Genomic DNA, 24201 nt, shown 5'->3' with positions numbered 1-24201 from the left:
GGCAGGGTGCGGAAGGGGGCGGCGCGCAAGCGCCACTCCTTCCGCGTAACACCGCACGACCGGGTCCGTCGGTGCGGGGCGATAGGCTCGCCGCCGTGACCGAACCCGCCCAGCTCACCCACGTCGACGCGACCGGTGCGGCGCGCATGGTCGACGTCTCCGCCAAGCAGGTCTCCGGTCGGGTGGCCGTCGCGGCCGGTCGGCTGCGCACCACGTCCGAGGTGATCGAGCTGCTCCGCCGGGACGGGCTGCCCAAGGGGGACGCGCTGGCGGTCGGCCGACTGGCCGGGATCATGGGCGCCAAGCGCACTCCGGACCTGATCCCGCTCTGCCATCCGATCGCGCTGCACGGTGTCACGGTCGACCTGGTGCCCACCACGGACAGCGTCGAGATCACCGCCACCGCCCGCACGGCCGACCGGACCGGCGTCGAGATGGAGGCGCTGACCGCCGTGGCGGTCGCCGGGCTGGCCCTGGTGGACATGGTCAAGGCGGTGGACCCGGCGGCGAGCGTCGAGTCGGTCCGGGTGGTGCGCAAAGAGGGCGGCAAGACCGGCCTCTGGGAGCGTCCGGCGGACCGGCCGTGATCCGCGCCCGGGTGGTGGTGGCGTCCAACCGCGCCGCCGCAGGCGTGTACGCCGACACCAGCGGCCCGCTGCTCGCCGACGGTCTGCGCGAGCTGGGCTGCGAGGTGGACGACCCGGTGGTGGTGCCGGACGGCGAACCGGTGGGCCACGCGATCCGGGCGGCGGTGGCCGCCGGCGTCGACGTGCTGGTCACCAGCGGCGGGACCGGGATCACGCCCACCGACCGCACTCCGGACGTCACCCGGGCACTGCTCGACTACGAGATCCCCGGCATCGCCGAGGCGCTGCGCGCCCACAGCCGGGACCGGGTGCCCACCTCCGTGCTGTCCCGGGGCGTGGCCGGGGTGGCCGGTCGCACCCTGGTGGTGAACCTGCCGGGTTCCACCGGTGGAGCGCGCGACGGTCTCGCCGTGCTGGGGCCGATCCTCGCGCACGCCGTCGACCAGTTGCGCGGTGGCGACCACTAGCCGAAGCGCTAGGCTCGGCCGGGTGAGAACGGAAACCGCATCCGCCACCGAGGGCGCCGCCGCACCGCCGCCGGCCGGTTGGGAGGAGGCGCGCTCCCGGGTGTACGCGGTGGGCCTGGCCGCCGTGCTCCCCGCGATCGAGCGCCCGCTCGCCGACATCGACGGGTACACCCTCGCCGAACCGCTCACCACCCGGACGGACCTGCCGGCGTTCCCCACGTCGAGTGTGGACGGCTGGGCGGTCCGTGGCGCCGGTCCGTGGCGGGTGGTCGGGCGGGTGCTGGCCGGTGGTACGCCGGACCCGTTGACCGAGGACGGGACCACCGTCGAGATCGCCACCGGTGCGATGGTGCCGTCGGGCACCACCGCCGTGCTGCGGGTGGAGGAGTCGACGCGTACCGCCGACGGGTCGGTCGACGGCGTGCCGCGCGGTACGCCGGAGTGGCGGCGTCCCGGTGAGGAGGCGGCGGCCGGCGAGGAACTGCTTCCGGCCGGTACCCCGGTCGACCCGGCGGTGATCGGACTGGCCGCCTCCTGCGGTCACGACACGCTGCGGGTACGCCGGCAGCCCCGGGCCGCGCTGCTGGTCTTCGGTGACGAACTGCTCACCGCCGGTCCACCCGCCGCCGGGCGGGTCCGGGACGCGTTGGGCCCGACCGTGCCGAGCTGGTTGCGGCGGTACGGCTGTCAGATCCGTCCGGCCGATGTGGTCGGCCCGGTGGCCGACACGCTGCCCGACCACGTGGCCGCGCTGCGCACCGCGTTGGCCCACGCCGACCTGGTCTGCACCACCGGCGGGACCATGCACGGGCCGGTCGACCATTTGCATCCGGCGCTGGCCGAACTCGGCGCGGACTACGTGGTCAACACCGTCGCGGTACGCCCCGGTTTCCCGATGCTGCTGGCCCGGGTGGTTGGCGGCGACGGTCGGGTCCGGTTCGTCGCCGGGCTGCCCGGCAACCCGCAGTCCGCCGTCGTCGCGCTGGTCTCGCTCGTCGCGCCACTGCTGGCGGGTCTCGCCGGCCGGGTGGCGCCGGTGCTGCCGCACGTCACGCTGGCCGAGCCGGTGCCGGGACGCGGCGACCACACCCACCTCGCCCTGGTCCGCCTCGACCAGGCTGCCGGGACGGCCCGCCCGGTCCGGCACGTCGGGTCCGCGATGCTGCGTGGGCTCTCCGGCTCGGACGGGTTCGCCGTGATCCGGCCGGGCAGTACCGGCGAGGTCGGCGATCGGGTGCCGCTGGTCCCGCTGCCGCTGCTGCCCGGGGAGCGGGCATAATGATCGTGATCGGGGACGTGACCGAGCAACCGCTGGACCTGGCGGCCCACGAGGCCGCCGTCGCCGACCGGCGGGCCGGCGCGGTGGTCTCCTTCGCCGGGGTGGTCCGCGACCACGACCACGGCCGCGCGGTGGTGAGCCTGGAGTACGAGGGTCATCCGAGTGCCGCCACCATCCTGCGGGAGGTGGCGGCCGAGATCGCCGCCGATCCCGACGTCTACGCGGTGGCCGTGTCGCACCGGATCGGTCCGCTCGCCATCGGCGACGCGGCACTGGTCGCGGCCGTCAGCACCGCACACCGGGCGGCCGCGTTCGCCGCCTGCGCCAAACTGGTGGACGAGGTGAAGGCCCGGCTGCCGATCTGGAAGCGGCAGGTCTTCGCCGACGGCACCGAGGAGTGGGTCAACTGCCCGTGATCGGAGGTGCCGGGTCACGTCGACCCGGCACCGCCGACGCTCCGCTGTCAGCGCCGGTGATGCAGCAGCGCGGCGGTGCGGGCCATCCGGTCGGTGTAGAAGGCGGGTTCCGCACCCGGCCGCCAGGGCAACGCGGCGACCAGCACGATCAGGGCCAGCGCCAGCGAGTTCTCCATCAGCGCCCCGAACAGCCCGTTCTCGTAGTGCGAGACCTCGGGGAGTTGGTGTTCGTACGGCCAGATCGGCGAGATCAGGAAGAGCAGGTAGAGCCCGATCGCGGCGATGCCGTGGCGGAGCCCGGTCAACGTCGGGTACCAGATCGGCGGGCGCAGCGTGGAGACCCCAGGTGGGCCGCCGTACGTGCCGGAGGGGGACCGCACGGCCGGACCTCGACTGGCGTCGTGACGGCGGATCGCCGCGTCGGCCAGCACGATGATCGCCGGGATCACCCAGACGAGGTGATGCGTCCAGGAGATCGGGCTGATCACGTTGGCGGTCAGGCCGACCAGCGTGAAGGCGGTCAGCTCGTCACCGTCGGCGTGTGACTGCGAGGCCCGGGACAGACCCAGCGCCAGCACCAGCACCGCGAAGGCGAGCCAGAGCAGCGTCGGCGTCTCGATCGAGTCGTACAGCCGCGCCAGCAGACCGGCCAGGGACTGGTTGGGCGTCATGTCGGCCGCACCGACCCGCTCGGTCTGCCACAACACGTTGCCGAAGTAGGCCCGGGACTCGGCGCCCACGACACCGAAGCTGCCGATGGTCACGGCGACGGTGGTGCCGATCGCGGTCGCGGCCGCCCGCCACTGGCGAGTGATCATCAGATAGAAGATGAACAACGCCGGGGTGAGCTTCACGGCCGTGGCCAGGCCGATGCCCACACCGGCCCAGGCACCACCGTAGACGAACCGCAGCAGCGGACCGTCGCTCTCCGCCTGGTGCGTGCCGCGCCGCGACCGCCAGCGCAGCGCCACCAGATCAGCCATGATCAGGGCGAACAGCAGCAGGTTGACCTGCCCGTAGCCGAGAGTCTCCCGGGCCGGCTCGATGGCGAGGGCGATCGGCGTGGCGAGGGCCACCGTGTACCACAGTGGCCAGCCCAGCCGGTCCACGATCGGCCGCAGCAGGGCGGCCAGCACCACCGCCAGCACCACGATGCTGACCAGCGCGTTCACCAGGCCCGCCACGCTCACCGGCAGGTGCGCCATGGGCAGCATCGCCAGCCCGGCGAAGGGTGGGTAGGTGAAACCCAGGGTGGTGTCGGGCGCGACGAACTCGTACAGCTCGTGACCGCTCGCCCACCAGACCACCGCGCCGTGGTAGATCTTCATGTCGAAGAAGTTGTACGGACGCCCGAAAGCGCCGATGGCAAGCCATGCGGCATAGGCGACGGCGGCGACGATGCCGGCCCGTACGACTGTCCTACGATCGATCCCACGCGTTACGCGGCGGACTGCGGCGAGGCGGTCCGGCCTTTTACCGACGCTCGTCGGCATGGCTCGGCCACCCCCGTACCAAGGTCGTCCTACCCGTCCAGGTCCGGTAGGGAGCCTAGAACGGCGCCTCACGTCAGTGCCTCCCGCGTTATGCGACCGTGTCCGATCCCACACAATCTTTTGACATTTCCACCGCGTTAACGCCTACCGGGCGGTTCAGGTGATTCGCGGCCTTAGCCAGTGTGGGGGTGGGATAAACGCAGGTCAGCGAGGGGTGACTGCGACTCAGCCGGGGATTCGGCGCGCGGTTGCCGCCGAGCGGACGGCGATCCGGGCCTCACGGCGTGCGGTCCGGACGGCACGGCGTACCGACCGTCGTGAGTGGCCGATGCGGTGACCGGCCCGCCACCGCAGTCCCGGCTTCCCCTCGGTGTCCGCCGCCGCGAGCAACAACCCGCCGAGGAGGCCGAGGTTCTTCAGGAAGTGAATCTGGTTGTTGTTCCGCGCCGCCGGGTCGTCGTTACGCCAGAAGGGATGTCCGGCGAGGGTGACCGGGACCAGCGTGCCGGCCAGCACGAGGGCCGCCGGCCGGGTGAACCTCCCGGTGGCCAGCATCAGCCCGGCACCGAACTGGACGGCGGCGTTGGCACGGATCAGGCTCACCGTGTCGGTGGGGATGCGGGCGTCGGCCCGTTGCAGCAGCGGCGCCACCCGGTCGGTGACCGGCTGCGCCGCAGGCACCAGGCGTTCGGGGTTGGTGAAGTTGCGGGCGCCACTGACCACGAAGATGCCGCTCAACATGGCGCGGGCGAGGGATCGTACGGGCGTCATGGAACAGTCATACCCCGTCCGTGACCTCGACATGCCCCGCAACGGCCCATCTCGATCGATCGGGTGGGTCGGATGGGCCGAGTGGTGAGGACGCCACGCCGATTCCAGCGACCGTCACTGATGCGTGCGTCGCGCGCGGTAACCTCCCGGCGTGACGACGCTGCGGCTCCGACCCGAGGACCCGGCAGACACCGGCGCGGTCCGCCGGGTACTGGCCGCCGCCTTCGCCCGCCCCGACGTGGCCACGCCGCCGGAGGTACGCCTCGTCGACGAACTGAGGGCCGGCGACGCGTGGCTGCCGAGGCTGGCGATGGTCGCCGAGTACGGCGGCGAGATCGTCGGCTACGCCCTGCTGACCCGGGTCCGGGTCTGCGCGGACGGGCTCAACGCCCCGGCGCTGGTGCTCGGGCCGGTGGCGGTGGCACCGCACCGACAACGGATCGGGCTCGGCAGTTCGGTGGTGCAGGCCGCCCTGGAAGCCGCCACGGAACTCGGCGAGCGACTGGTCGTGGTGCTCGGCGATCCGGCGTACTACCGGCGTTTCGGCTTCAGCCGAGCCGACCGAATGGGCCTGAGCAGCCCCTGGTCCGGTCTGGGCGAGCCATGGCAGGCCCTGGTACTGCCCCCGTCGACGAGCGACGAACCACCCCCACCCCACGGCGACGTCGTCTTCCCCCCACCCTGGTCCAAGGTCTGACCCCCGCCCCCCGCCCCCGCCTCACGTGCCCCCGGGCCGCCCGCCCCACCCGCCCCTGGCCCCGTCGATCATGGAGTCGTGGCGCTACGAGAACGGGTGATTCCGGTACATAACCTCGACCAGAAGTCCATGATCGGCGGGGCGGGGCGGGGCGGGGCGGGGCCAGGCGAGGCGGGGTGCGGTGCGGTGGGTGTCAGGCGGGTTGGGTGCGGAGGTAGCGACCGAAATGCGGGACGGTGAAGGCGACCGTGCCGCGTTCCCCGGAGTAGATCAAGCCCTTCTTGATCAGGGCGTCCCGGGCCGGGGAGAGGCTGGCGGGCTTGCGGCCGAGAGCACGGGCGATCTCGGCGGTCGGTACCGCGGCGTCCATGTCGTCCCGGCCGCCTCCGTCGGTTGCCCCCTCGACCAGGGAGAGCGTCGCCATCGCCCGCATGTACTCGCGTTCGGCGGGAGTGGCCCGCTCGAAACGTGAACCGAAGAAGCCCACCGCCAGCTCGGCCTCGGCCTCCGGGGCGGCCACCCGTACGTCGGCGTCGGTGATCGGTGACCGCGGGGCATGGTCCCAGGTCGCCTTCCCGTACGCCTGGACGAAGTACGGGTACCCGCCGGACTTCTCGTAGAGCAGGTCGAGCGCCTTCGCCTCGTACTCCACGTTCTCCCGCTCGGCCGGCGCGCAGAGTGCCTGGTCGGCGGCGATGCGGTCGAGCCGGTCGATGCGCTGGTAGCGGAACAGCCGCTCGGAATACGACTTGGCGGCGCTCAGCACCGCCGGCAGGTGCGGCAGTCCGGCGCCGACCACGATCAGCGGTGCGCCGAGTTGGGAGAGTTCGTGGCAGGCCGCGCAGAGTGCGGAGACGTCCTCCGGCCCGAGGTCCTGCATCTCGTCGATGAAGACGGCGACGCCGGTGCCGACGTCGCTGGCCACCGAGGCGGCGTCGGTGAGCAGCTCGACCAGGTCGATCTCGATGTCGCCGGAGTCGGCCCGGCCGGTTGCCGCCGGTACGTCGATGCCGGGTTGCCACCGGTCGCGTAGCTTGGCGGCCCCGGCGCGACCGGTCGGGGCGCCCCGTTGGGCGAAGGCTTTGAGGACCCCGAGGAACGCGTCGATCCGGTCCGGTGCGCGATGCCGTGGGGCCAGTTCCCGGACGGCCATGTGCAGGGCGGCGGCGATCGGTCGGCGTAACGACTGGTCCGGGCGGGCCTCGATCTTGCCACTGCCCCAGAGGCTGTTGATCGCCTGCGAGCGCAGCGTGTTGAGCAGCACGGTCTTGCCGACGCCCCGCAAACCGGTGAGCATCAGGCTCCGTTCCGGGCGACCTCGGGCGATGCGTTCCAGCACGATGTCGAAGACGTCCAGTTCCCGCCCCCGCCCGGCCAGTTCGGGCGGGCGCTGACCAGCGCCCGGAGCGTACGGGTTGCGGACGGGATCCACGAATCGCACAGTATCGGCCCGTCTAGGCGGGGAGCTAGACATGGATAGACGGGGCTACCGGCGTGTTGCCGGTCGAGCAAAAACTAGTGCTGTCTAGCGTGGACGCTAGACAGCACTAGTTTTACCGATCGTCGGTACGCTCCTGGTTCAGCCGCGTTGTTTGAGGCAGAGCACGAAGTCCAGCGAGTCCAACTCGCTGTCGTAGAAGTACCAGTTGGTGTAGCCGTCGACCGGCGCGCACTTCGCCTCGGCGTCCCGCTCCCCGCTGGTCTCGCCGTCGAAGCGGCGCAACACCTCGTACGACTTCGGCGCGCACTCGCTGATCACCAGCTTGGGCTTGCCACCGGCCGGACCCTCGTTGCGCACGCACTGTCCCGGCTCGACGAACCGAGGATCGGTGGACGAGCCCTCCGACGGCGTACCGGCCGGAGTCTCGTCCTCGTCGTCCGGCTCTGCCGGGGTCACCGGTGCCTCCTCCGGCGTGGGGGCGGCCACCGGCGTCGGCGTCTCGTCGTCCGTCCCGAGCAGGTAGAACGCGGTCGCGCCGCCGAGCACGAGCACCAACACCGTCGCCAGCACCGCGAAGATCCGGCCTCGACCGCGTCCCCGCTCCGACGGCGACACGGGCTGTCCCGCGTACGCGGTCTCCGCCGCGCCGTCCTGATAGGGCGGGTACGCCGCGGTGTCGTGCGAGTCGTCTCCGTGGCCCGCGTCATGTCCGCTACCCCGGTACGGCGACCCGCTCGCTCCCGGACCGTAGCCGCCACCGTAGGACTGCCCACCGTGGTGGGACTGCCCACCGTCGTAGGACGGGCCGCCGTCGTAGGACGGGCCGCCGTCGTAGGACGGGCCGCCGTCGTAGGACCGGCCACCGTCGTAGGACCGGCCACCGCCGTGGCTCTGACCGTCGTCGTAGGACCGGCCACCATGGCCCTGGCCACCACCGTAGGGTTGCCCGTCGCCGCCATACGGCTGCCCGCCGTGGCGCTGGCCGCCGTACGCCTCGTCATGGCCCGGCTCGTGCCACGGCGACGGGCCGCCGCTGCCCGGTGGTCCGTAGTTCGCCATGCACGCACTCCTGAGGCCGTGGGTGGAAACGCTGGGCCGGTGGCGGGCCGTCGTCCACGTCACCGTAGCGCGTGGCCGTCTCACCGACTGTCCGTACGCGATCACGGACCGGTCACTCCGCCCTCCGCTCGCCCTACGGCGGGCGGAGGGCGAACGCTCAGATGAGCCGGAGCTGATGGTCCTTCGGTCGCCGAGGTCCGGCGGCGTCGCCGAGCCGCTCGAAGAGGCCGGCGTCGATCACGTCGAGGAATGGAGACGGTCGGCAGTCACGTTCCGAACCGTGCCGGATCCGCCGTGCCGCGTGGCTGACGTAGAGCCGGTCCTGTGCCCGGGTCAGCCCGACGAAGAACAACCGTCGCTCCTCGGCGATCGCCTCCTCGTCCGGGGCGGTGCCCGGCCAGCGCAGCGGCAGCAGTCCGTCCTCGGCCCCGACCAGGAAGACCACCGGGAACTCCAGGCCCTTGGCGGCGTGCAGCGTCAGCAGGGTGACCGCCTCGGCACGGGGGTCGAGCGCGTCCACCTCCGCCCCGGTCGCGAGCTGGGACAGGAACGACTCCAGGTCGTCACCGCACCGGCGGGCCAGCGGGGTCAGCAGGTCGACCGCGGTTCGCACGTCCTCCGGCCGGACCCCGTGCGAGCCGTCGAGGGTGGGGGTGGCGAACCGTTCCGCGAGCGACTGGCCGGCGAGGCGTACGCGGGCGGGCAGTGCGCCGTCGACGCCGGTGAGGTGCCGCAGTTCGCGGGCGATGGCCATCACGCCGGGCCGGTCCCGCAGCCGGTCGTGCGATCGCTTCTGTACCGGGACGTTCGCCCTGGCCAGAGCGTCCACGATCGGCGCGGCCTGGGAGTCGGTGCGGTAGAGCACCGCGATGTCGGAGAAGGACAGGGTGCTCGACCGCCCGTCGATGCGACCGGAGTCCAGCGAGCGGTGGGACAGGCCGCCGACCAGTTCGTCGACGGTGCGTACCACGAAGTCGGCCTCGTCGGCGACGGACGCCGCAGCGTACCGCCCGACCAGCGGGGCCTCCGGGTCGAGCCGGGCCGGGTCCAGCCGGCGTCCCCGGACCAGCGACGAGGGCGCGATGGCCTGCACGGCGGCGGCCAGGATCGGCGCCGACGACCGGTAGTTGCGGTTCAACCTGACCAGGCGGGCGTCGGTGAAGTCCTGGGAGAAGCGCAGGAAGTATCCGACGTCGGCGCCCCGGAACGAGTAGATCGCCTGGTCCGGGTCACCGATCGCGCAGAGGTTGCCGTCCGCGGGGCTGAGCAGGCGCAGCAGGTCGTACTGCACGGCGTCGACGTCCTGGTACTCGTCGACGAAGATCCACTGCCAGCGGTCCCGGTAGCGCTCGACCAGCCTGCGATCGTCGCGCAGCAATGCCACCGGCAGGGTGAGCAGGTCGTCCAGGTCGACCATGCCCTGCTTGCGCAGCAACGACGTGTACCGGGCCGCATCGTCCCCGGCCTCCGCACGGGCCGCCGTCCGCTCCGCGTCGTCGGCGATCCGGAAGTCGTCCGGCAGACCGGCGGTGGCCGCGTTCTCGCGCAGGATGGTCAGTCCGAGCGAGTGGAACGTGCCCACCGTGACGTCCTCGGCGACCGGCCCGAGCAGCCCGTCGAGCCGGTGCCGCAGTTCCTCGGCGGCCCGCCGGGTGAAGGTGATCGCCAGGCACCGCTCGGGGAAGACGTTCAGCTCCGCGCAGAGGTACGCGATCCGGTGGGTCAGCGTACGGGTCTTGCCGGTGCCCGGTCCGGCGACGATCAGCAACGGGCCGCCGGGTGCCGAGGCGGCCACCCGCTGCATGGCGTCGAGCCGGTCCAGCAGCCCGCTGCCCACCTCCTCCATGCCGGCGAGCATCGGCTCGAACGGTTCGTGCGGGGAGGGCGGCGGCGCGATCGGCGGGGCCGGGGCGGGCGCGGGTGCCGCCCTGCGCTTCGGCTCCGCCTTGGCCGCCGTCCGCTTCGCCTTCGCCTCCGAGCCGGTCGACTCGGCCGGTCGCCGCTGCGTGGGCACCTGCACCGGTACGTCGAACAGCGTCTCCTGCCCGCTCGATGCCGCACCGGCACCCAGCTCGGCCGGGTCGAAGAGGGTGATGACGCCGTACTCGCCGTCGTAACCGGGCACCCGACGGACCTCGTCGCGGCGCAGTCGGCCGATGCCCTCCGCGAGCAGTTCACCGCCGACCCGCCCGATGTCGTCCAACGGGGTACGGGTCAGGATGTCCAGCTCGGCGCCGAGCGCGGCGACCAGGTCGGTGAGCTTGCCCTCGACCTTCTTGGAGCGCGGGCCCACCTTGTTGATCTCGCCGAGGATCTCGGCGAGCTGGATCAGGTGGGTCACCTCGGGCGCGTGCTCCGGCCGGTACCCCTCGGGCCGGTCGGCCAGGTCCTCGACCCGGCTCAGGACACCCACCGTCAGCGGCTTGCCGCACTCCGGGCAGCGTCCGCCGGCCGCCCTGGTCCGCTCCGGTGCCCAGTTCACCCCGCACAGCCGGTGGCCGTCGGCGTGGTACTTGCCCTCCTCGGGGAAGAACTCGATCGTGCCGGCCAACCCGTCGCCGGTCCGCAACGCCTCCCGGATGCCGAAGTAGTCCCGTTCCGAGGCGAAGACGGTCGCCTCCCGGGCCAACGCGGGCGGCGAGTGGGCGTCCGAGTTGGAGACCAGCCGGTAGGCGTCCAGGCTGCCGACCCGCCAGTTCATCGCCGGGTCCGAGGAGAGCCCGGTCTCCACCGCGAAGATGTGCTCGGCCAGGTCGGCGTAGCAGTCGGCGATCGCGTCGAAGCCGGACTTCGAGCCCAGCGCGGAGAACCACGGCGTCCAGATGTGCGCCGGTACGAGATAGCCGTCCGGGCTCGCCTCCAGCGTGATCTCCAGCAGGTCGCGGGAGTCCAGGCCGAGGATCGGGCGGCCGTCCGACCCGAGGTTGCCGATCCGGCCCAACGCGGTGTTGAACCGGCCCACCGCGTCCAGGTCCGGCAGGTAGATCAGGTGGTGGACCTTGCGGGTCCGGTCGTCCCGCTTGTAGATCGTCGAGATCTCGACGCTGAGCATGAACCGGACCGGGTCGCTCTCGGCGTGACTGGACAGCCGGGGCGGCAACCTGCGGGCGATATCCCGCTCGGCCTCGTCGGACAATCGGTATAAACCGGGCTCGGCGGGACGCAGGGTCTCGCGCAGGTGGTCATACCAGGCGGGGTGGGTGAAATCACCGGTGCCGAGCACCGCGATGCCCTTACGTTTCGCCCACCAGCCGAGGTTCGGCAGGGTCAGGTCACGGCTGCAGGCCCGCGAATATTTCGAGTGGATGTGCAGATCCGCGACGAAGGGCGGGCGGCCACCGGGGGGTACGGCGCTGAACGGAGGCACGCCGCATCCTGCCACGACCGGCCACGCCCGTGCGCGCCGCCACGCTCGGGCGTGAGGTTCGCTATGCCGAACGCAGTTCCACGAGAGTGACCTGAGGCTCCGCGCCCACCCGCACCGGCGGGCCCCAGAAGCCGGCCCCGTTGGTCACGTAGACCTTGGTCCCGTCCACCTCGCCCAGGCCGGAGACCACCGGCTGCTCCAGCTTGACCAGCAGGTTGAACGGCACGATCTGACCGCCGTGGGTGTGACCGGAGAGTTGCAGGTCGACGCCGTACTTCGCGGCCTCCATCGCGGCCACCGGCTGGTGGGCGAGGAGCACCACCGGTCGGGACGGATCCCGGTCGGCGAGGGTGGCCGCGTAGTCGGGCGGTGCGGAGACGCCGGTGCCCACGGCGCTGACGTCGTTGACACCGGCCAGGTCGAGCACGCCACCCCGGGCGGCGATCTCCAACCGCTGGTTCTGCAGGACCCGCAACCCGAGCCGGTCGACCTCGGCCACCCACTCCTCGACGCCCGAGTAGTACTCGTGGTTGCCGGTGACGAAGTAGCTGCCGTGCCGGGCCCGCAGGTCGCGCAGCGGAGCCGCGTCCTCGCCCAACTCGGCCACCGTGCCGTCGACCAGGTCACCGACCACGGCCACGATGTCGGCGTCCAGGCGGTTGATCGCGGCGACGATGCGCTCGGTGTGCGCCCGACCGGTCAGCGGCCCGATGTGGATGTCGGAGACGGTGGCGATGCGCAGGCCGTCCATGCTGCGCGGCAACTTCGCCAGCGGAATCTGCACCCGGTCCAGTCGGGGCGGACCCATCGCGGTCCGCACCCCGTACCCGACCAGGCCGGTGGCGGTGAGCCCGGCGAAGATCGCGGCGCCACGGGCGAGCAGCAACCGGCGGGACGGGTCGTGGTCCGGGCCGACCGCGCCGACGACCGGCCGGTCGGTCGCCCCGGCACCCGCGTCGTCGGCTGCCGGGGCGTTCGCCTCGGCGTCGTCGGTGCTCGGCGGATCCGCCGGGGTGGCGCTGCCGACCATCGCCGGCTCCGGTGCGGCGGTCGCCGCCCGGCGGCGCAGCACCCGCCGCGTCACCAGCATCGGCACTTCCAGCACGACGAGGATCACCAGCAGGTAGAACATCACCGCGAGCCAGAGGTATCCCGGCCAGGCGAGCCAGTACATCCCGGACCGGGTGCCGATCATGGTCGACGGTACGAGCAGTGCCAGCACCACCGCGCTGACGGTGCCGATCCGCCGCCAGCGCCCGGCGGTGGTGGTGTCCTTGACCAGCCGCTTCCAGAGGTAGAGGTGGATCAGCCCGGTGATCAGGGCAAGCGTGGCCACGAAGCCGAGTACCGCGAACACGTGTGTGGATCCCCCTCAGCCACCGGCGAAGGGAGGCAGGACGTCGATCGTCGCTCCGGCCGGCAGCGGCTGCTTCCGATCATGACAGGTGACACCGTCGACCAGAAAACTCGCCACCTTGAGCACCGGCACCAGTCGCGCGCCGTGCCGGTCGGAGAGCTCCGCCAGCACCTCTTCCAGCGATCGCCCGGCGGTGGTGGTCTCCTCGGCGCGACCGGCGGCAGCGCGGGCCCCGGCGAAGTAACGGACGGTGACGGTCGCCACGGTCACCCTCCGATGGCCGACATGGGCCGGGTCGGTTGCAGGAAGGTCGGGTCGTCGATGCCGTGCCCGGCCCGCTTGCCCCAGGTCGCCGCCGTCCAGCGGCGGGCCACCTCGTCGTCGTCGGCCCCGGCCCGCATCGCGTCGCGCAGGTTCGACTCCTCGGTGGCGAAGAGGCAGTTGCGGATCTGGCCGTCGGCGGTGAGCCGGGTCCGGTCGCAGTCGCCGCAGAAGGGCCGGGTCACCGTGCCGATCACGCCCACCCGCGCCGGGCCGCCGTCGACCAGCCAGGTCTCGGCGGGTGCGGTGCCGCGCGCGGTCGGGTCCGGGCTCAGCGCGTACGCCGAACGCAGCGTCGTCAGGATCTCCTCGGCGGTGACCATGGCGGCGCGGTCCCAACCGTGCTGGGCGTCCAGCGGCATCTGCTCGATGAACCGCAGCTCGTAGCCGTGGTCGAGGGCGAAGCGGAGTAGTGCCGGTGCCTCGTCGTCGTTGACGCCCCGCATCAGCACCGCGTTGACCTTGACCGGAACCAACCCGGCCTCGGCGGCACCGGCCAGACCGGCCAGGACGTCCGACAGCCTGTCACGTCGGGTGAGCCGGGTGAAGCGTTCGCGGTCCAGGGTGTCCAGCGAGACGTTCACCCGGTCCAGCCCGGCCGCCCGCAGCGCCGGAGCCAGCCGGTGCAGTCCGATGCCGTTCGTGGTCAACGACAGCCGGGGGCGGGGTTCGAGTGCGGCAGCGGCCGAGACGATGTCGACCAGACCCGGACGGATCAGTGGCTCGCCGCCGGTGAAGCGGACCTCGGTCACGCCGAGTCGGCACACCGCCACCCGGATCAGCCGGATCACCTCGTCGTCGGTGAGCAGCTTCGGCCCGGCCAGCCAGGGCAGTCCCTCGGCGGGCATGCAGTAGGTGCAGCGCAGGTTGCACTTGTCGGTCAGGGAGACACGCAGGTCCCGGGCGACGCGGCCGTACCGGTCGACGAGGGCGCCGGCGGTCGGCGGGGCGACGCTCACCCGTCGACCGTAGCGCGCTCGGCCCCGCTCAGGGTGGCCCGGGCGGCGTGGACGACCGAATCCCGGTACGCGCCGCCGAACAGGGCGGTGTGCACCAACAGCAGGTGCAACTGGTGCAACGGGACCCGGTCCCGCCATCCGTCGGCCAACGGCCAGGACTCGTCGTACGCGGCCAGGATCCGGTCCGCGTGGGGTGCCCCGCCGAAGAGCGCGAGCTGGGCGAGGTCGGTCTCCCGGTGTCCACCGTGCGCGGCCGGGTCGACCAACCAGACCCGGTCGTCGGCGCCCCAGAGCAGGTTGCCCGGCCAGAGGTCACCGTGGATGCGGGCGGGCGGCTCGTCGCCGCCGAACTCCTCGATGCGGGCCACGACCTGCTCGACGAGCGCGGCGGCGGTGGCATCCAGGGCGCCACCGTCGACCGAGCGACGCAGGTAGGGCACGATCCGGAACTGCGCGAACCAGACCGGCCATGGACCGGCGTGCGGAGTGTTGTCCGCCGGCAGCGCGCCGATGAAGCCCGGCCAGGGTGCCCCGAAGGCGGGTGCCCCGGCCCGGTGCAACTCGGCCAGCTCACGGCCGAAACGGTCGGCCGCCGTCCGTCGAGGCTCGCCCGGCTGCACCCATTCCAGCGCGAGCAGGTCGGGCAGCGCCACCAGCACCTCCGGTACGCCGACCGCACCGGCCTCCCGCAACCAGCGCAGCCCGGCCGCCTCGGTGGCGAAGAAGCCCTCCGGCACCTCTCGGTCGGCGTGCTCCGGCCAGGTCTTGGCGAACACCGAGTGCCCGTCGTCCAGGGTCAACCGGCTGGCGGCACAGATGTCGCCGCCACCCACCGGCGTCTCCCGGATCCGCTGATGGGTCAGGAAGGTCGGCAACTGCTCCGGATGCGCCCGCAGGTACGCCAGATCCATCCCCGCAAGGTATCCCTTCGGATGCAAGGAAGGGCCCCCTACTAACGCCTCGTGTATAGGAAGGGTCCCCTCCTTACATCCGTACGCCGGGCGCCGAGGTCGGGTGAACCGCGCTGAACTGGGTGAATACCTAGGGTGACTGTGGATAACCCGCGTGTCGTCCACAGGGGCGGCGGCGGGAAGGGGGCCGCTCGCAGGCTGGCCTCATGAACTCCACGGACCTGCCCCGCCTCACCGTCAGATCCCCCGCCGACCTCATCGCGGCCGTGCCGTACCTGCTCGGCTTCCACCCCACGGACAGCGTCGTGGTGGTGGCGCTGGCGGGCTCCCGGATCGTCTTCGCCGCCCGGGCGGACCTGCCCGGCGAGGGTGATCCTCGGGAGTCGGCGGAGCACATCGCCACGGTGACCGGGCGGCAGGGCGCCGACTCGGCCACGGCGATCGGGTACGGCCCGCCCGAGCGGGTCACTCCGGCCGTGGACGCGGTCCGGGTGGCGCTTGCCGACGCCGGGCTCACCGTGGTGGACGCGTTACGGGTGACCGGTGACCGGTGGTGGTCGTACGTCTGTCAGGAGCCGGAGTGCTGCCCGCCCGAGGGCACCCCGTACGACCCGAGGGCCAGCGCGGTGCCGGCGGCGGCGGTCTTCGCCGGCCAGGTCGCGTTGCCTGACCGGGCCGCTCTCGCCGCTGCGGTGGCCCCGGTCGGCGGGTCGGAGATGCGGCGCGCCGCCGAGCGGGCCGATCGGCGACTCGCCGACCTGCTGGCGGAGGCGCCCCCGGCCGGCCTTCTCGGCGGTCGGGCGCTGCGGACGGCCGGGGTGTCGGTGCTGCGGGCCACCCGACGCCGTCACCGTGACGGGACGCCATTGGCCGACGACGAGGTGGCGTGGCTCTGCCTGCTGCTGACCCACCTGCCGGTGCGGGACCACGCCTGGGAACGCACCGACGGCCGGGACGAGGACGTGGCGTTCTGGACCGAGATGGTGCGCCGGGCCGAGCCGGACCTGTCCGCCGCGCCCGGAGCCCTGTTGGCGTTCGCCGCCTGGCGGGCGGGGCAGGGCGCACTGGCGGCGGTGGCGTTGGAGCGGGTGTTGGCCGAGCATCCGGACTACTCGCTCGCCCTGATCGTGGACGACCTGCTCCGCCGGGGAGTGCCGCCGTCACGCCTGGACGGCTGGCCGAAGGCGCTGCGGCGGGGCGGGCGTCGGCCCGGCCGTCGCCCGCGATGATTAACAAGAAGTCTTGTACGTCACTTCTTGTATGTCTAGGGTGGCGACATGCCGAACGACGAGAACGTGCTGCACCTGACCGACCCCCGTGCCATGCGGGCGCTCGCCCACCCCACCCGGCTCCGGCTCCTCGGCGAACTGCGGCTGCGGGGGCCGCAGAGCGTCGGGATGCTCAGCGACGTCGTCGACGAGGCGGTCGGTTCGGTCAGCTACCACCTGGGCAAACTCGCCGAGCACGGCTTCGTGCGGGAGGCTCCGGAGTGTGCGCGCAACCGTCGGGAGAGGTGGTGGCGCGCTGCGCACACCACCACCTCGTGGGAACCGCTGGAGGCACTCGACGACCCGGAGCGGAAGGTCGCCTCGGACCTGCTGCGACGCGCCGTGCTGGAGCGGTACCAGGAGGCCCTGAACAGCTACCTCGCCGCCGAGGCGACCTTCGAGCCCGAATGGGTACGCGGCACCGCCAGCAGCGACAACGCCTACCACCTGACTGCTGCGGAACTACGGGAACTGCGGACCGACCTGGAGGCGCTGGCCGTGCGCTGGCAGAAGCGCAGCGACCCGGATCGCGCCGACGCCCGCCGGGTCACGATGATCTATCACGCTTTCCGGCGGCCGGAATGAGTCGCCCGACCCGTGTGCCGTTGGTCGGTCTGCTGGTCGGACACACGGTCTCGCTGACCGGCAACATGCTCACGATCATCGCGCTGCCCTTCTACGTACTCGCCGAGACCGGTTCGCCGGTCGCCACCGGCATCACCGGTGCTGTCGCGACCGCGCCGATCGTGCTCGGTGGCGCATTGGGCGGCGTCCTGGTCGACCGGATCGGCTACCGCCGCGCGAGCGTGCTCGCCGATCTGGTCTCCTGCCTGACGGTCGCCGCGATCCCCCTCCTGCACGCCACGGTCGGACTCCCGTTCTGGGCGCTGCTCGCGCTGGTCTTCCTCAGTGGTCTGCTCGACACGCCGGGCCAGACGGCCCGGGTCGCCCTGCTGCCCGAGGCGGCCATCGCCGCCGGCCTGCCCACCGAACGGGCGATCGGCTGGTTCGAGGCGACCGAGCGCGGTGCCCGGCTGCTCGGTGCGCCGGTGGCGGGTCTGCTGGTCGCCACCCTGGGGGCGTTGCCTGTGCTGGTGCTCGACGCGGCCACGTTCGTGCTGTCCGCCGTGGTCGTCGCCGTACTGGTGCCGGCGAACCTCCAGCCCGGCGCCGACGAGCCCGCGACCGGCGACGCCACCGGCTACTGGCGCCAGTTCGTCGCCGGCGTCCGGTTCCTGCTCACCGAGCCCCTGTTGCGGATGCTGGTCCTGTTGGTGCTGGTGACCAACTTCTTCGACGCGACCAAGACCAACGTGCTGCTGCCCGTGGTCGCCCATCGTGATCTCGGCGGAGCGGCGGCCCTCGGGCTGCTCGTCGGCGCCATGGGCGGCGGGGCACTGGCCGGCTCGTTGCTGTTCAGCGCCGTCGGTCACCGGCTACCCCGCCGGGCCACCTTCGTGGTGGCCTTCGCGGTGGCCGGTCCACCACCGTTCCTGGCGATGGCCGCCGGGCTGCCGTTGCCCGGTCTGCTCGCCGTGTTCGCGACCGCCGGCTTCGCCGCCGGGGCGATCAACCCCATGATCGGCGCGATCAAGCTCGAACGCGTGCCGGTCCGGATGCGTGCCCGGGTGTACGGCGTGATCGGCGCAGGAGCCTGGGCCGCCATCCCGCTCGGCGCACTCGGCGCGGGCTTCGCCAGCGAACACCTCGGCACCACGACCACTCTCGTCGCGGTCGGCGCCGGCTACCTCCTGGTGGTCCTCACCCCACTCCTCGGTGGCCCGTGGCGGACCATGGGTCGGCTACCGACCCCGACTAGGAAAACCGTCCCGGGGGCTCGACAGGCCACGGCACCAGCGCCGCAGTCGGACCGGGAGACACGGATAATCACCGGATGAGCGAGTGCCCGGGTGGTCCGGTATGAGTGTCGCGCTGCTGCTGTCCCTCGTGGGACTGGCACTCGTCGACAGCACCAGCATCGGCACCCTGTTCATCCCGGTCTGGCTGCTGCTCGCCCCGGGTCCGGTTCGCCTCGGACGGGTGTCGACCTATCTGGGCACCATCGCCGGCTTCTATTTCGTGGTCGGGCTGCTGCTCTACTTCGGCGGCAGCGGGTTGGCCGAGATGTGGGGCGGTGCGCTGGACAACCGACCGGTGCTGTGGGGGCAACTCGCGCTCGGTGTCGGGTTGTTCGTGTTGAGCTTCCGGTACGACGGCAAGCGCGGGGGCGGTGGCGGTCGGGTGCTGCGCTGGCGCGACCGCGCGACGTCTGGTGACGCGTCGGCGCGTTGGCTGGTCGGGTTGGCGGTGTTCGCCGCGTTGGCCGAGGTGGCGACCATGCTGCCGTACCTCGGTGCACTGGGCCTGCTCACCACCTCGGGCCTGGGCGTGCCGCAGGTGATCGCGTTGCTGGCGGGATACTGCCTGGTCATGATCCTGCCGGCGGTGGTGCTGCTGGGCGCACGGGTGGCCTGGCCGAGGCGGATCGAGCCGCTGCTCGCCCGCCTCAACGCGTGGATCGTGCGGTCGTCCGGCAGCATGCTGGGCTGGGTCCTGGGCATCGCGGGCTTCCTCATCGCCCGGGACGCCGCAGTTCGGTTGGAGCTGTTCGACCTGCTGGCCAACCGCTGAGCAACGGTCAGCCGGTCACCCGCTGGGCGCCGGTGTAGACGTTCATCGTCCGGCCGCGCAGGAAGCCGACCAGGGTGAGCCCGGCCTCGGCCGCCAGGTCGACCGCGAGCGTGCTCGGCGCCGACACCGCCGCGAGCAGCGGCAGCCCGGCCATCCACGCCTTCTGGGTCAGCTCGAAACTGGCCCGGCCGGAGACCAGCAACAGGTGCCCGGCCAGCGGCAGCCGCCGTTCGCGGACCGCCCAGCCGATCACCTTGTCCACCGCGTTGTGCCGGCCGACGTCCTCGCGCAGCACCAGCAACTCGCCGTCGGCGGAGAACAGTCCCGCCGCGTGCGACCCGCCGGTGCGGTCGAAGCCCCGCTGTCCGGCCCGCAGCCGCTCGGGAAGCTCGGCCAGCACCTCGGCGGGGACGGCGAGTGGGTCGGCGGCCACGTCGAACCGGGACCGGGTACGGACCGCGTCGATGCTCGCCTTGCCGCAGACCCCGCAGGCGCTGGTGGTGTGGAAGTGCCGGGTCGTGTCGGTGCCGGGCGACGGTACGCCCGGAGCCAGCGTCACGTCGACCACGTTGTAGGTGTTCGGCGTCTCGGTGCCGGCGCAGAGCTGCGCGGTGGACACGTCGTCCGCCGAGCCGATCAGCCCCTCGGTGAGCAGGAAGCCGAGCGCCAGATCCAGGTCGGCGCCGGGAGTCCGCATGGTCACCGAGAGGGGACGACGTCGGTCCGGCCCGGCCGGCCCGACCCGGATCTCCAGCGGCTCCTCGGCGGCGAGCGCGTCCGGCCGGCGGACCCGGATCCGTCCGGCGTCCGTCGCGTCGAGGTCGATGCGGAGCACCCCGCGTCGCTCACTGGCCCGTCCCATCCCGCCATCCTGCCCCGCCCGCTCACCCCACCGCATCCGACCGCTCACCCCGGCCACCCTGTCCGGCTGGACCGCCCGGCCGAGAGCCGCCTCGGGCCGGTTGCAGGGTCGGAAACGGCCGATCCCCTGCGGGTTACCGTGATCCGGTGACGGTGTACGCGGCGATCGTGCTCGCGGGTGGGTCCGCGCGCCGGATGGGCGGGCGGGACAAGCCGGCGCTGCCCGTCGGCGGCGTACCGATGCGCGAACGCGTGCTCGCTGCTGTCGCCGACGCGACGCCCCGCATCCTGGTCGGTCCGGGGCCGGCCCCGGCGGGGGTGCTCCCGACCCGGGAGTCACCGCCCGGTGGTGGTCCGGTCGCCGCCACCGCAGCCGGGATGGCCCTGCTCGAACCGGGTGTACCGGTCGTCGCGCTGCTCGCCGCCGACCTGCCGTTGCTGACCCGACCTGCCGTCGGTGACCTGCTGCGTCAGCTGGACACACCGCCGGTGGACGGGGTGTGTTTCGTGGACGCCTCGGGACGGCGACAGACGTTGTGTGGCGTGTGGCGTACCGCTGCCCTGCGCGCGGCGCTGGACCGGCTCGCCGGACGGCACGCCGGAGCGCCGCTGCGGGATCTGCTCGCCGGGCTCACCGTGCGCGAGGTGAGCTGGTCAGGTGGCGGCCCGCCGCCGTGGTTCGACTGCGACACTGACGGTGACGTACGCCGGGCGGAGGAGTGGGCGCGATGACGGTGCTGGACGACTGGGTCACGGCGGCCTGCGCGGAACTGGGACTGGAACCGGCTCAGGTGCCGGTGTCGACCGTGCTCGACCTGGCCCGCGACGTCGCCCACCAGGTGGTGCGTCCGGGTGCCCCGGTCACCGCGTACCTGCTCGGCCTGGCCGTGGGACGTGGCGCCGACCCCGTCGCGGCGGCGGCCCGGCTCGCCGACCTGGCCGGCACCTGGCCGGTGGAGTTGGGCGGCGACCAGCCGGCCGACTGACCACGAGCGAGGGTTGTCCGATCACGGTCCGGGCCGCGCCGACCGACACGGCGGCTGGGTAGGGTGACCGGAACGGACGGAGGCGATCATGACGGCAGACCACCCCTCGGCGCCGCCCGGCACGCCGGCGCATCACCACGAGTCGATCCTGCTCGACGAGCCGACCACGGCCGACCTGCGGGCGAAGGTGACCCAGGCGTGGCGGGAGTTCGCGAGGGCGCTGGCCGACCGGCTGGTCGACCTGCCGGCGGGAGCGCGCGTGGAACTGACGCTCGACCCGACCGCCTCGGGTACGGACGACGCGGTCTACTCCGTCGGGGCCGACGTGGGCGCGGACGGCCGGCTCAACGCGCGCGCGGTCGGCAACGCCACCCTGCCGCAGGGCTACCGGCTGGATCGTGCGGCCGTCGCCGACATGGTCGCGCTGGGCTGGTCGCCGCCGGGTGTGGTGGAAGGCTCCGGTGACCAGTTCGGTCTGCACTGCGGGGTCGACGAGGCGACCCGGCTGGCGGCGGTCCTCTCCCGCACGTTGCGGGACATCTACGGTGCCCCGCATCCCGCGTTCCTGGTCTATCAGATCGAGGACGCCGAGGGTGAGCCGCTTGCGGGTCCGCCGCTGGGCACGGCGCGCAGCGAGTTCGGCCTGGTGCGGGAGATCGGCACCGAGCTGGAGGAGGCGCTGGCCGCCGCCGGTGGGGACGGCACGGAGACCGAGGTGCTGGATCTGGCCGAGCGGGTACGCACGGTCGTCTCCACCATGCTCAAGTCGGACTCGGACCGGGTCCAGGTCGACTCCGACGGCGATATCAACATCCGTGCGGGCTCGGCGATGGTCTTCGTCCGGGTCCGGGACAACCCGCCGCTGGTCGACGTCTTCTCCCCGGTCCTCACCGAGGTCGAGCCCACCGAGCGGCTGTACGTCAAGCTCTCCGAGCTGACCAACCGCATGCCGATCGGTCGGCTCTACTGTGCCGACGACACCGTGTGGGCCTCGATCCCGGTCTTCGGCCGGAACTTCCAACCCACTCATCTGATGCTCGCCGTGCAGGTGATGACCGGCCTCGCGGACGAGTTGGACGACCGTCTGCACGGTGAGTTCGGCGGCAAGCGCTTCTTCGGCGAGGGGGACAAGCCGGGACGGGGTGAGCACCGCACCGGCATGTACCTCTGACCGTCGACCGCCTCGCGCCGCTGTGCGGTGGAGGCGGGTGGGACCCGGAAACCCCGAGAAACCGGGCCCCACCCGCGTGGGAGGAAGGTTCAGGTCGTCGCGATCCAGCCGACGCTGCGTGCGGTGGTCGGGTCGGTGGCACGCAGGCCGCTGGCGGAGACGGTCCAGAGCACGTCACCGACCACCAGCGACCGGCGTACCGGGGACCACGTCCGCCGGTTCTCGCGGTCCGTGGACGGGTGGGTCACCTCGCCGATCTCGCGGACGGTGTCGCTGCCGACGCGCAGCAGCCGGATGCCGCCGCCCACCGGCAGGGCCACCAGGCCGCTGTCCGGCCGGTACAGGAAGGCATGCGGGTCGTGCTCGGCACCGGACCACCCTCGGGGCAGATGCCACTGGTCCAGCCGGTGCGGGCGGCCGGGCTCGCGTACGTCGAAGAGGGAGACCTGTACGCCCTGGGTCCGCCCCCGCGCGTCAGCCTCCTGACCCACCCCGAGCAGCCGGCCCTCGGGCAGCGGGTGCAGGTAGCCCGAGTACCCGGTGATCTTCAGTTCGCCGGTGACCCGGGGCGCGCCGGGGTCGGTCAGGTCGAGTGAGTAGAGCGGGTCGGTCTGCCGGAAGGTCACCACGTACGCCACCGGCCCGAGATAGCGCACCGCATAGATCCGTTCGCCCCGGCCGAGCCCGCCGACCATCCCGGCGGAGACGAGTGACCCGCCCTCGCGACGCAGCACGCGTACCGCGGATTCGGAGGTCCGGCCCTCTGCCCTGCCGCCCCAGACGTCACCGGTGGTGGTGGCCACCCGCAGGTGCCCGTTCCACTCCGACAGCGCGTACTGGTTGATCAGCCAGCCGGGCACGGTGCCCGAGGCGACGAAGCGGGGACGCGCCGGCGACGCGGTGTCGAACTGGTGGATCTCGGTGACCTCGTCGGTCGACGGTCGCCCGCGGGTCGTCGCCACGACCGGCCGTGCACCCGCGAGGTAGAGACTGGTCGCGGTGCCGTAGACGGTGCTCGCGTCGGCGACCACGCCGACCGGGTCGCCGTCGCCGAGACGGTCGGTGGCCAGGTCGAAGCTGAGCACGGTCAGCGTCGACGTGCCGGTCATCCGTGCCGGGCGGCTCAGCCGGTCGCAGCCGACCCGTCCGGTGTGCCGTTCGCCGCCCGCCGTCCACTCGTACTCGGGCAGCCATGCCCCGATGCCCGCACGGGCGATGACGCCACGGTTGCGCGCGGTCCGTTCCCGGTCGCTGCCGTCCCTGTCGAACGGGAACTCCAGACGGGGCGACGAGTTCACCACCACCCGGGCGGTCGTGCCGGTCAGCCGCGCGTCCACGGTGCGGCCCTGGATGCGGTACGTCGCCAGCACCCGTGGTGCACCGGAGAGGTCGACCAGGACCAGCCGGGTGTCACCGAGCGGACCCCAGATCCGGCGCGCGACACCGGTGGGCGTCTCGCGCGGGGTGGCCTCGGTCAGGACCAGCGCCCGGTCACCGAGCAGCAGCAGTCGCTGATCCGTCCAGCGCAGGCGCTCGTGGCCGTCGGTCAGGTCGAGTTCGCCGGTGATCCGCCGGCTGGCCGGGTCGACCACCCGCAGCACGCCGCCGGTGGTCGTGACGATCCGCCGTCCGTCGGTCTTGACCAGGTCCGGCTCGTCCACGCCGACTTCGTGGTTGTTGGTCGTCGAGTGCTCCGGCGCGGCTCCTGTCGGCGCGGAAAGGGCCTCGGAACCCTTCGCCACGGCACCGGCTCCGAGGGCGCCGCCCCGGTCGCTGAACGTGCGCCAACCCCCACCGAAGCCGTACGGGCCGACCGAGGCGGCGGCCGCCGCGCGCAGCTCGGTGAGGGCGTCCGCGCAGGAGTCGAAGGAGACCAGACCGACCGGCACCATCCGCCCGTCCGTCCCGACGGGTGGCGCCGGGGCCGGTGCCGCCGACATGCTGCCGGCCAGCAGCGTCAGCGCGACCAGTGTGCCGCCGGCGGCGGTGGCCTTGATTCCCCGTGTCATGCGCGGTTCGACGCGGCGTCCCGCGCTCCGGTTCCCCGACGGGTGGCATCGGCCGGGGAACCGGAGGTGGACCGGAGAGCTATGTGGACGGCATCCAGGCGAGACGCGACCGTGCCTGGGGCGGCTTCGACGATGCGGGGAGCCGGGCCC

At 72.6% G+C, this 24201-nt stretch carries 23 protein-coding genes; 12 read left to right on the top strand and 11 right to left on the bottom strand.

Features of this window, described 5'->3' with window-relative positions:
• Nucleotides 1-95: 95 nt before the first annotated feature.
• The 4 genes from moaC to HUT12_RS31895 are packed head-to-tail and all read left to right on the top strand — an operon-like array spanning nucleotide 96 to nucleotide 2749.
• Nucleotides 96-587, top strand: coding sequence for a cyclic pyranopterin monophosphate synthase MoaC (gene moaC, locus HUT12_RS31910; protein ID WP_131053444.1), 492 nt, complete (start codon nucleotides 96-98; stop codon nucleotides 585-587).
• The gene (locus HUT12_RS31905; RefSeq protein ID WP_131053443.1) at nucleotides 584-1054 is read left to right on the top strand and encodes a molybdenum cofactor biosynthesis protein B; all 471 of its coding nucleotides are present in this window, start codon (nucleotides 584-586) and stop codon (nucleotides 1052-1054) included. Before moaC ends, HUT12_RS31905 begins: the two co-directional genes overlap by 4 nt.
• Nucleotides 1055-1076: 22 nt before the next feature.
• Nucleotides 1077-2333 carry a molybdopterin molybdotransferase MoeA gene (locus HUT12_RS31900; protein WP_176095590.1) on the top strand — a complete coding sequence of 419 codons (1257 nt, stop codon included), beginning with the start codon at nucleotides 1077-1079 and terminating at the stop codon, nucleotides 2331-2333.
• Nucleotides 2333-2749 carry a molybdenum cofactor biosynthesis protein MoaE gene (locus tag HUT12_RS31895; protein WP_176095589.1) on the top strand — a complete coding sequence of 139 codons (417 nt, stop codon included), beginning with the start codon at nucleotides 2333-2335 and terminating at the stop codon, nucleotides 2747-2749. The genes HUT12_RS31900 and HUT12_RS31895 overlap by 1 nt, the downstream gene beginning before the upstream one ends.
• Nucleotides 2750-2796: 47 nt before the next feature.
• Here HUT12_RS31895 and HUT12_RS31890 read toward each other — a convergent pair whose 3' ends face one another.
• Together HUT12_RS31890 and HUT12_RS31885 are read right to left on the bottom strand one after the other, a co-directional pair.
• A complete protein-coding gene (locus tag HUT12_RS31890) occupies nucleotides 2797-4242 on the bottom strand; it encodes a glycosyltransferase 87 family protein (protein ID WP_176095588.1) in 1446 nt (481 codons plus the stop codon).
• A 225-nt stretch (nucleotides 4243-4467) separates the two neighbouring features.
• Nucleotides 4468-5013, bottom strand: coding sequence for a DoxX family protein (locus HUT12_RS31885; protein WP_131053439.1), 546 nt, complete (start codon nucleotides 5011-5013; stop codon nucleotides 4468-4470).
• Nucleotides 5014-5164: 151 nt separating this feature from the next.
• On the opposite strand from HUT12_RS31885, the gene HUT12_RS31880 reads away from it, so the two are divergent.
• Nucleotides 5165-5710, top strand: coding sequence for a GNAT family N-acetyltransferase (locus HUT12_RS31880; RefSeq protein ID WP_176095587.1), 546 nt, complete (start codon nucleotides 5165-5167; stop codon nucleotides 5708-5710).
• Between the two features lie 193 nt (nucleotides 5711-5903).
• Here the strand turns inward: HUT12_RS31880 and HUT12_RS31875 are convergent, their stop codons facing one another.
• From HUT12_RS31875 to HUT12_RS31845, 7 genes are all read right to left on the bottom strand, one after another.
• Nucleotides 5904-7142 carry an ATP-binding protein gene (locus tag HUT12_RS31875; protein WP_131056729.1) on the bottom strand — a complete coding sequence of 413 codons (1239 nt, stop codon included), beginning with the start codon at nucleotides 7140-7142 and terminating at the stop codon, nucleotides 5904-5906.
• A gap of 147 nt (nucleotides 7143-7289) precedes the next feature.
• A complete protein-coding gene (locus tag HUT12_RS33095) occupies nucleotides 7290-8210 on the bottom strand; it encodes a flagellar basal body protein FliL (protein ID WP_254877011.1) in 921 nt (306 codons plus the stop codon).
• Nucleotides 8211-8367: 157 nt separating this feature from the next.
• On the bottom strand, nucleotides 8368-11577 hold the full coding sequence (locus HUT12_RS31865; RefSeq protein WP_176095586.1) for a UvrD-helicase domain-containing protein: 3210 nt from the start codon (nucleotides 11575-11577) through the stop codon (nucleotides 8368-8370).
• Nucleotides 11578-11638: 61 nt separating this feature from the next.
• Complete coding sequence (locus HUT12_RS31860; RefSeq protein WP_176095585.1) at nucleotides 11639-12934, bottom strand: metallophosphoesterase; 1296 nt, start codon at nucleotides 12932-12934, stop codon at nucleotides 11639-11641.
• A 15-nt stretch (nucleotides 12935-12949) separates the two neighbouring features.
• Complete coding sequence (locus tag HUT12_RS31855; RefSeq protein WP_236145647.1) at nucleotides 12950-13204, bottom strand: MoaD/ThiS family protein; 255 nt, start codon at nucleotides 13202-13204, stop codon at nucleotides 12950-12952.
• Entirely contained in the window at nucleotides 13201-14214 is a 1014-nt protein-coding gene (gene moaA, locus HUT12_RS31850) for a GTP 3',8-cyclase MoaA (protein ID WP_176095584.1), read from the bottom strand. Before moaA ends, HUT12_RS31855 begins: the two co-directional genes overlap by 4 nt.
• Nucleotides 14211-15125, bottom strand: coding sequence for a fructosamine kinase family protein (locus tag HUT12_RS31845; RefSeq protein WP_131052382.1), 915 nt, complete (start codon nucleotides 15123-15125; stop codon nucleotides 14211-14213). Before HUT12_RS31845 ends, moaA begins: the two co-directional genes overlap by 4 nt.
• 206 nt (nucleotides 15126-15331) lie before the next feature.
• On the opposite strand from HUT12_RS31845, the gene HUT12_RS31840 reads away from it, so the two are divergent.
• From HUT12_RS31840 to HUT12_RS31825, 4 genes are read left to right on the top strand one after another with little or no spacing between them, the layout of a single operon-like run.
• Nucleotides 15332-16354: a DUF4192 domain-containing protein gene (locus HUT12_RS31840; protein ID WP_176095583.1), complete on the top strand. Its 1023-nt coding sequence runs from the start codon at nucleotides 15332-15334 to the stop codon at nucleotides 16352-16354.
• 48 nt (nucleotides 16355-16402) lie between these two features.
• Nucleotides 16403-16978: a helix-turn-helix domain-containing protein gene (locus HUT12_RS31835; RefSeq protein WP_176095582.1), complete on the top strand. Its 576-nt coding sequence runs from the start codon at nucleotides 16403-16405 to the stop codon at nucleotides 16976-16978.
• A complete protein-coding gene (locus HUT12_RS31830) occupies nucleotides 16975-18291 on the top strand; it encodes an MFS transporter (RefSeq protein ID WP_176095581.1) in 1317 nt (438 codons plus the stop codon). The genes HUT12_RS31835 and HUT12_RS31830 overlap by 4 nt, the downstream gene beginning before the upstream one ends.
• 22 nt (nucleotides 18292-18313) lie before the next feature.
• The gene (locus HUT12_RS31825; protein WP_176095580.1) at nucleotides 18314-19024 is read left to right on the top strand and encodes a GAP family protein; all 711 of its coding nucleotides are present in this window, start codon (nucleotides 18314-18316) and stop codon (nucleotides 19022-19024) included.
• 7 nt (nucleotides 19025-19031) lie between these two features.
• On the opposite strand, the gene fdhD is transcribed toward HUT12_RS31825, so the two are convergent.
• Nucleotides 19032-19886 (bottom strand): formate dehydrogenase accessory sulfurtransferase FdhD, encoded by an 855-nt coding sequence (fdhD, locus tag HUT12_RS31820; RefSeq protein WP_176095579.1) that lies wholly within the window; start codon nucleotides 19884-19886, stop codon nucleotides 19032-19034.
• A gap of 146 nt (nucleotides 19887-20032) precedes the next feature.
• On the opposite strand from fdhD, the gene HUT12_RS31815 reads away from it, so the two are divergent.
• The 3 genes from HUT12_RS31815 (at nucleotide 20033) to HUT12_RS31805 (ending at nucleotide 22042) form a co-directional block, all read left to right on the top strand.
• Complete coding sequence (locus HUT12_RS31815; RefSeq protein WP_131052376.1) at nucleotides 20033-20617, top strand: molybdenum cofactor guanylyltransferase; 585 nt, start codon at nucleotides 20033-20035, stop codon at nucleotides 20615-20617.
• Nucleotides 20614-20871, top strand: a complete 258-nt coding sequence (locus tag HUT12_RS31810; RefSeq protein ID WP_176095578.1) for a DUF6457 domain-containing protein — start codon at nucleotides 20614-20616, stop codon at nucleotides 20869-20871. The genes HUT12_RS31815 and HUT12_RS31810 overlap by 4 nt, the downstream gene beginning before the upstream one ends.
• 88 nt (nucleotides 20872-20959) lie before the next feature.
• Nucleotides 20960-22042 carry a hypothetical protein gene (locus tag HUT12_RS31805; RefSeq protein ID WP_176095577.1) on the top strand — a complete coding sequence of 361 codons (1083 nt, stop codon included), beginning with the start codon at nucleotides 20960-20962 and terminating at the stop codon, nucleotides 22040-22042.
• Nucleotides 22043-22131: 89 nt separating this feature from the next.
• Here the strand turns inward: HUT12_RS31805 and HUT12_RS31800 are convergent, their stop codons facing one another.
• On the bottom strand, nucleotides 22132-24051 hold the full coding sequence (locus HUT12_RS31800) for a beta-propeller domain-containing protein (RefSeq protein WP_176095576.1): 1920 nt from the start codon (nucleotides 24049-24051) through the stop codon (nucleotides 22132-22134).
• Between the last annotated feature and the right edge of the window lie 150 nt (nucleotides 24052-24201).

Source organism: Verrucosispora sp. NA02020 (assembly GCF_013364215.1).
GTDB lineage: Bacteria > Actinomycetota > Actinomycetes > Mycobacteriales > Micromonosporaceae > Micromonospora.
Note: the sequence above shows the minus strand (reverse complement) of the source record. Positions and strands in the feature narration are given on the sequence as shown.

Bases quoted from the DNA above. Each gene is read 5' to 3' on its own strand.
- HUT12_RS31895 (WP_176095589.1), top strand. From the start codon at position 2,333: ATGATCGTGATCGGGGACGTGACCGAGCAACCGCTGGACCTGGCGGCC.
- HUT12_RS31890 (WP_176095588.1), bottom strand. From the start codon at position 4,242: ATGCCGACGAGCGTCGGTAAAAGGCCGGACCGCCTCGCCGCAGTCCGC.
- HUT12_RS31885 (WP_131053439.1), bottom strand. From the start codon at position 5,013: ATGACGCCCGTACGATCCCTCGCCCGCGCCATGTTGAGCGGCATCTTC.
- HUT12_RS33095 (WP_254877011.1), bottom strand. From the start codon at position 8,210: ATGGCGAACTACGGACCACCGGGCAGCGGCGGCCCGTCGCCGTGGCAC.
- HUT12_RS31845 (WP_131052382.1), bottom strand. From the start codon at position 15,125: ATGGATCTGGCGTACCTGCGGGCGCATCCGGAGCAGTTGCCGACCTTC.
- HUT12_RS31840 (WP_176095583.1), top strand. From the start codon at position 15,332: ATGAACTCCACGGACCTGCCCCGCCTCACCGTCAGATCCCCCGCCGAC.
- HUT12_RS31835 (WP_176095582.1), top strand. From the start codon at position 16,403: ATGCCGAACGACGAGAACGTGCTGCACCTGACCGACCCCCGTGCCATG.
- HUT12_RS31830 (WP_176095581.1), top strand. From the start codon at position 16,975: ATGAGTCGCCCGACCCGTGTGCCGTTGGTCGGTCTGCTGGTCGGACAC.
- HUT12_RS31825 (WP_176095580.1), top strand. From the start codon at position 18,314: ATGAGTGTCGCGCTGCTGCTGTCCCTCGTGGGACTGGCACTCGTCGAC.
- fdhD (WP_176095579.1), bottom strand. From the start codon at position 19,886: ATGGGACGGGCCAGTGAGCGACGCGGGGTGCTCCGCATCGACCTCGAC.
- HUT12_RS31810 (WP_176095578.1), top strand. From the start codon at position 20,614: ATGACGGTGCTGGACGACTGGGTCACGGCGGCCTGCGCGGAACTGGGA.
- HUT12_RS31805 (WP_176095577.1), top strand. From the start codon at position 20,960: ATGACGGCAGACCACCCCTCGGCGCCGCCCGGCACGCCGGCGCATCAC.
- HUT12_RS31800 (WP_176095576.1), bottom strand. From the start codon at position 24,051: ATGACACGGGGAATCAAGGCCACCGCCGCCGGCGGCACACTGGTCGCG.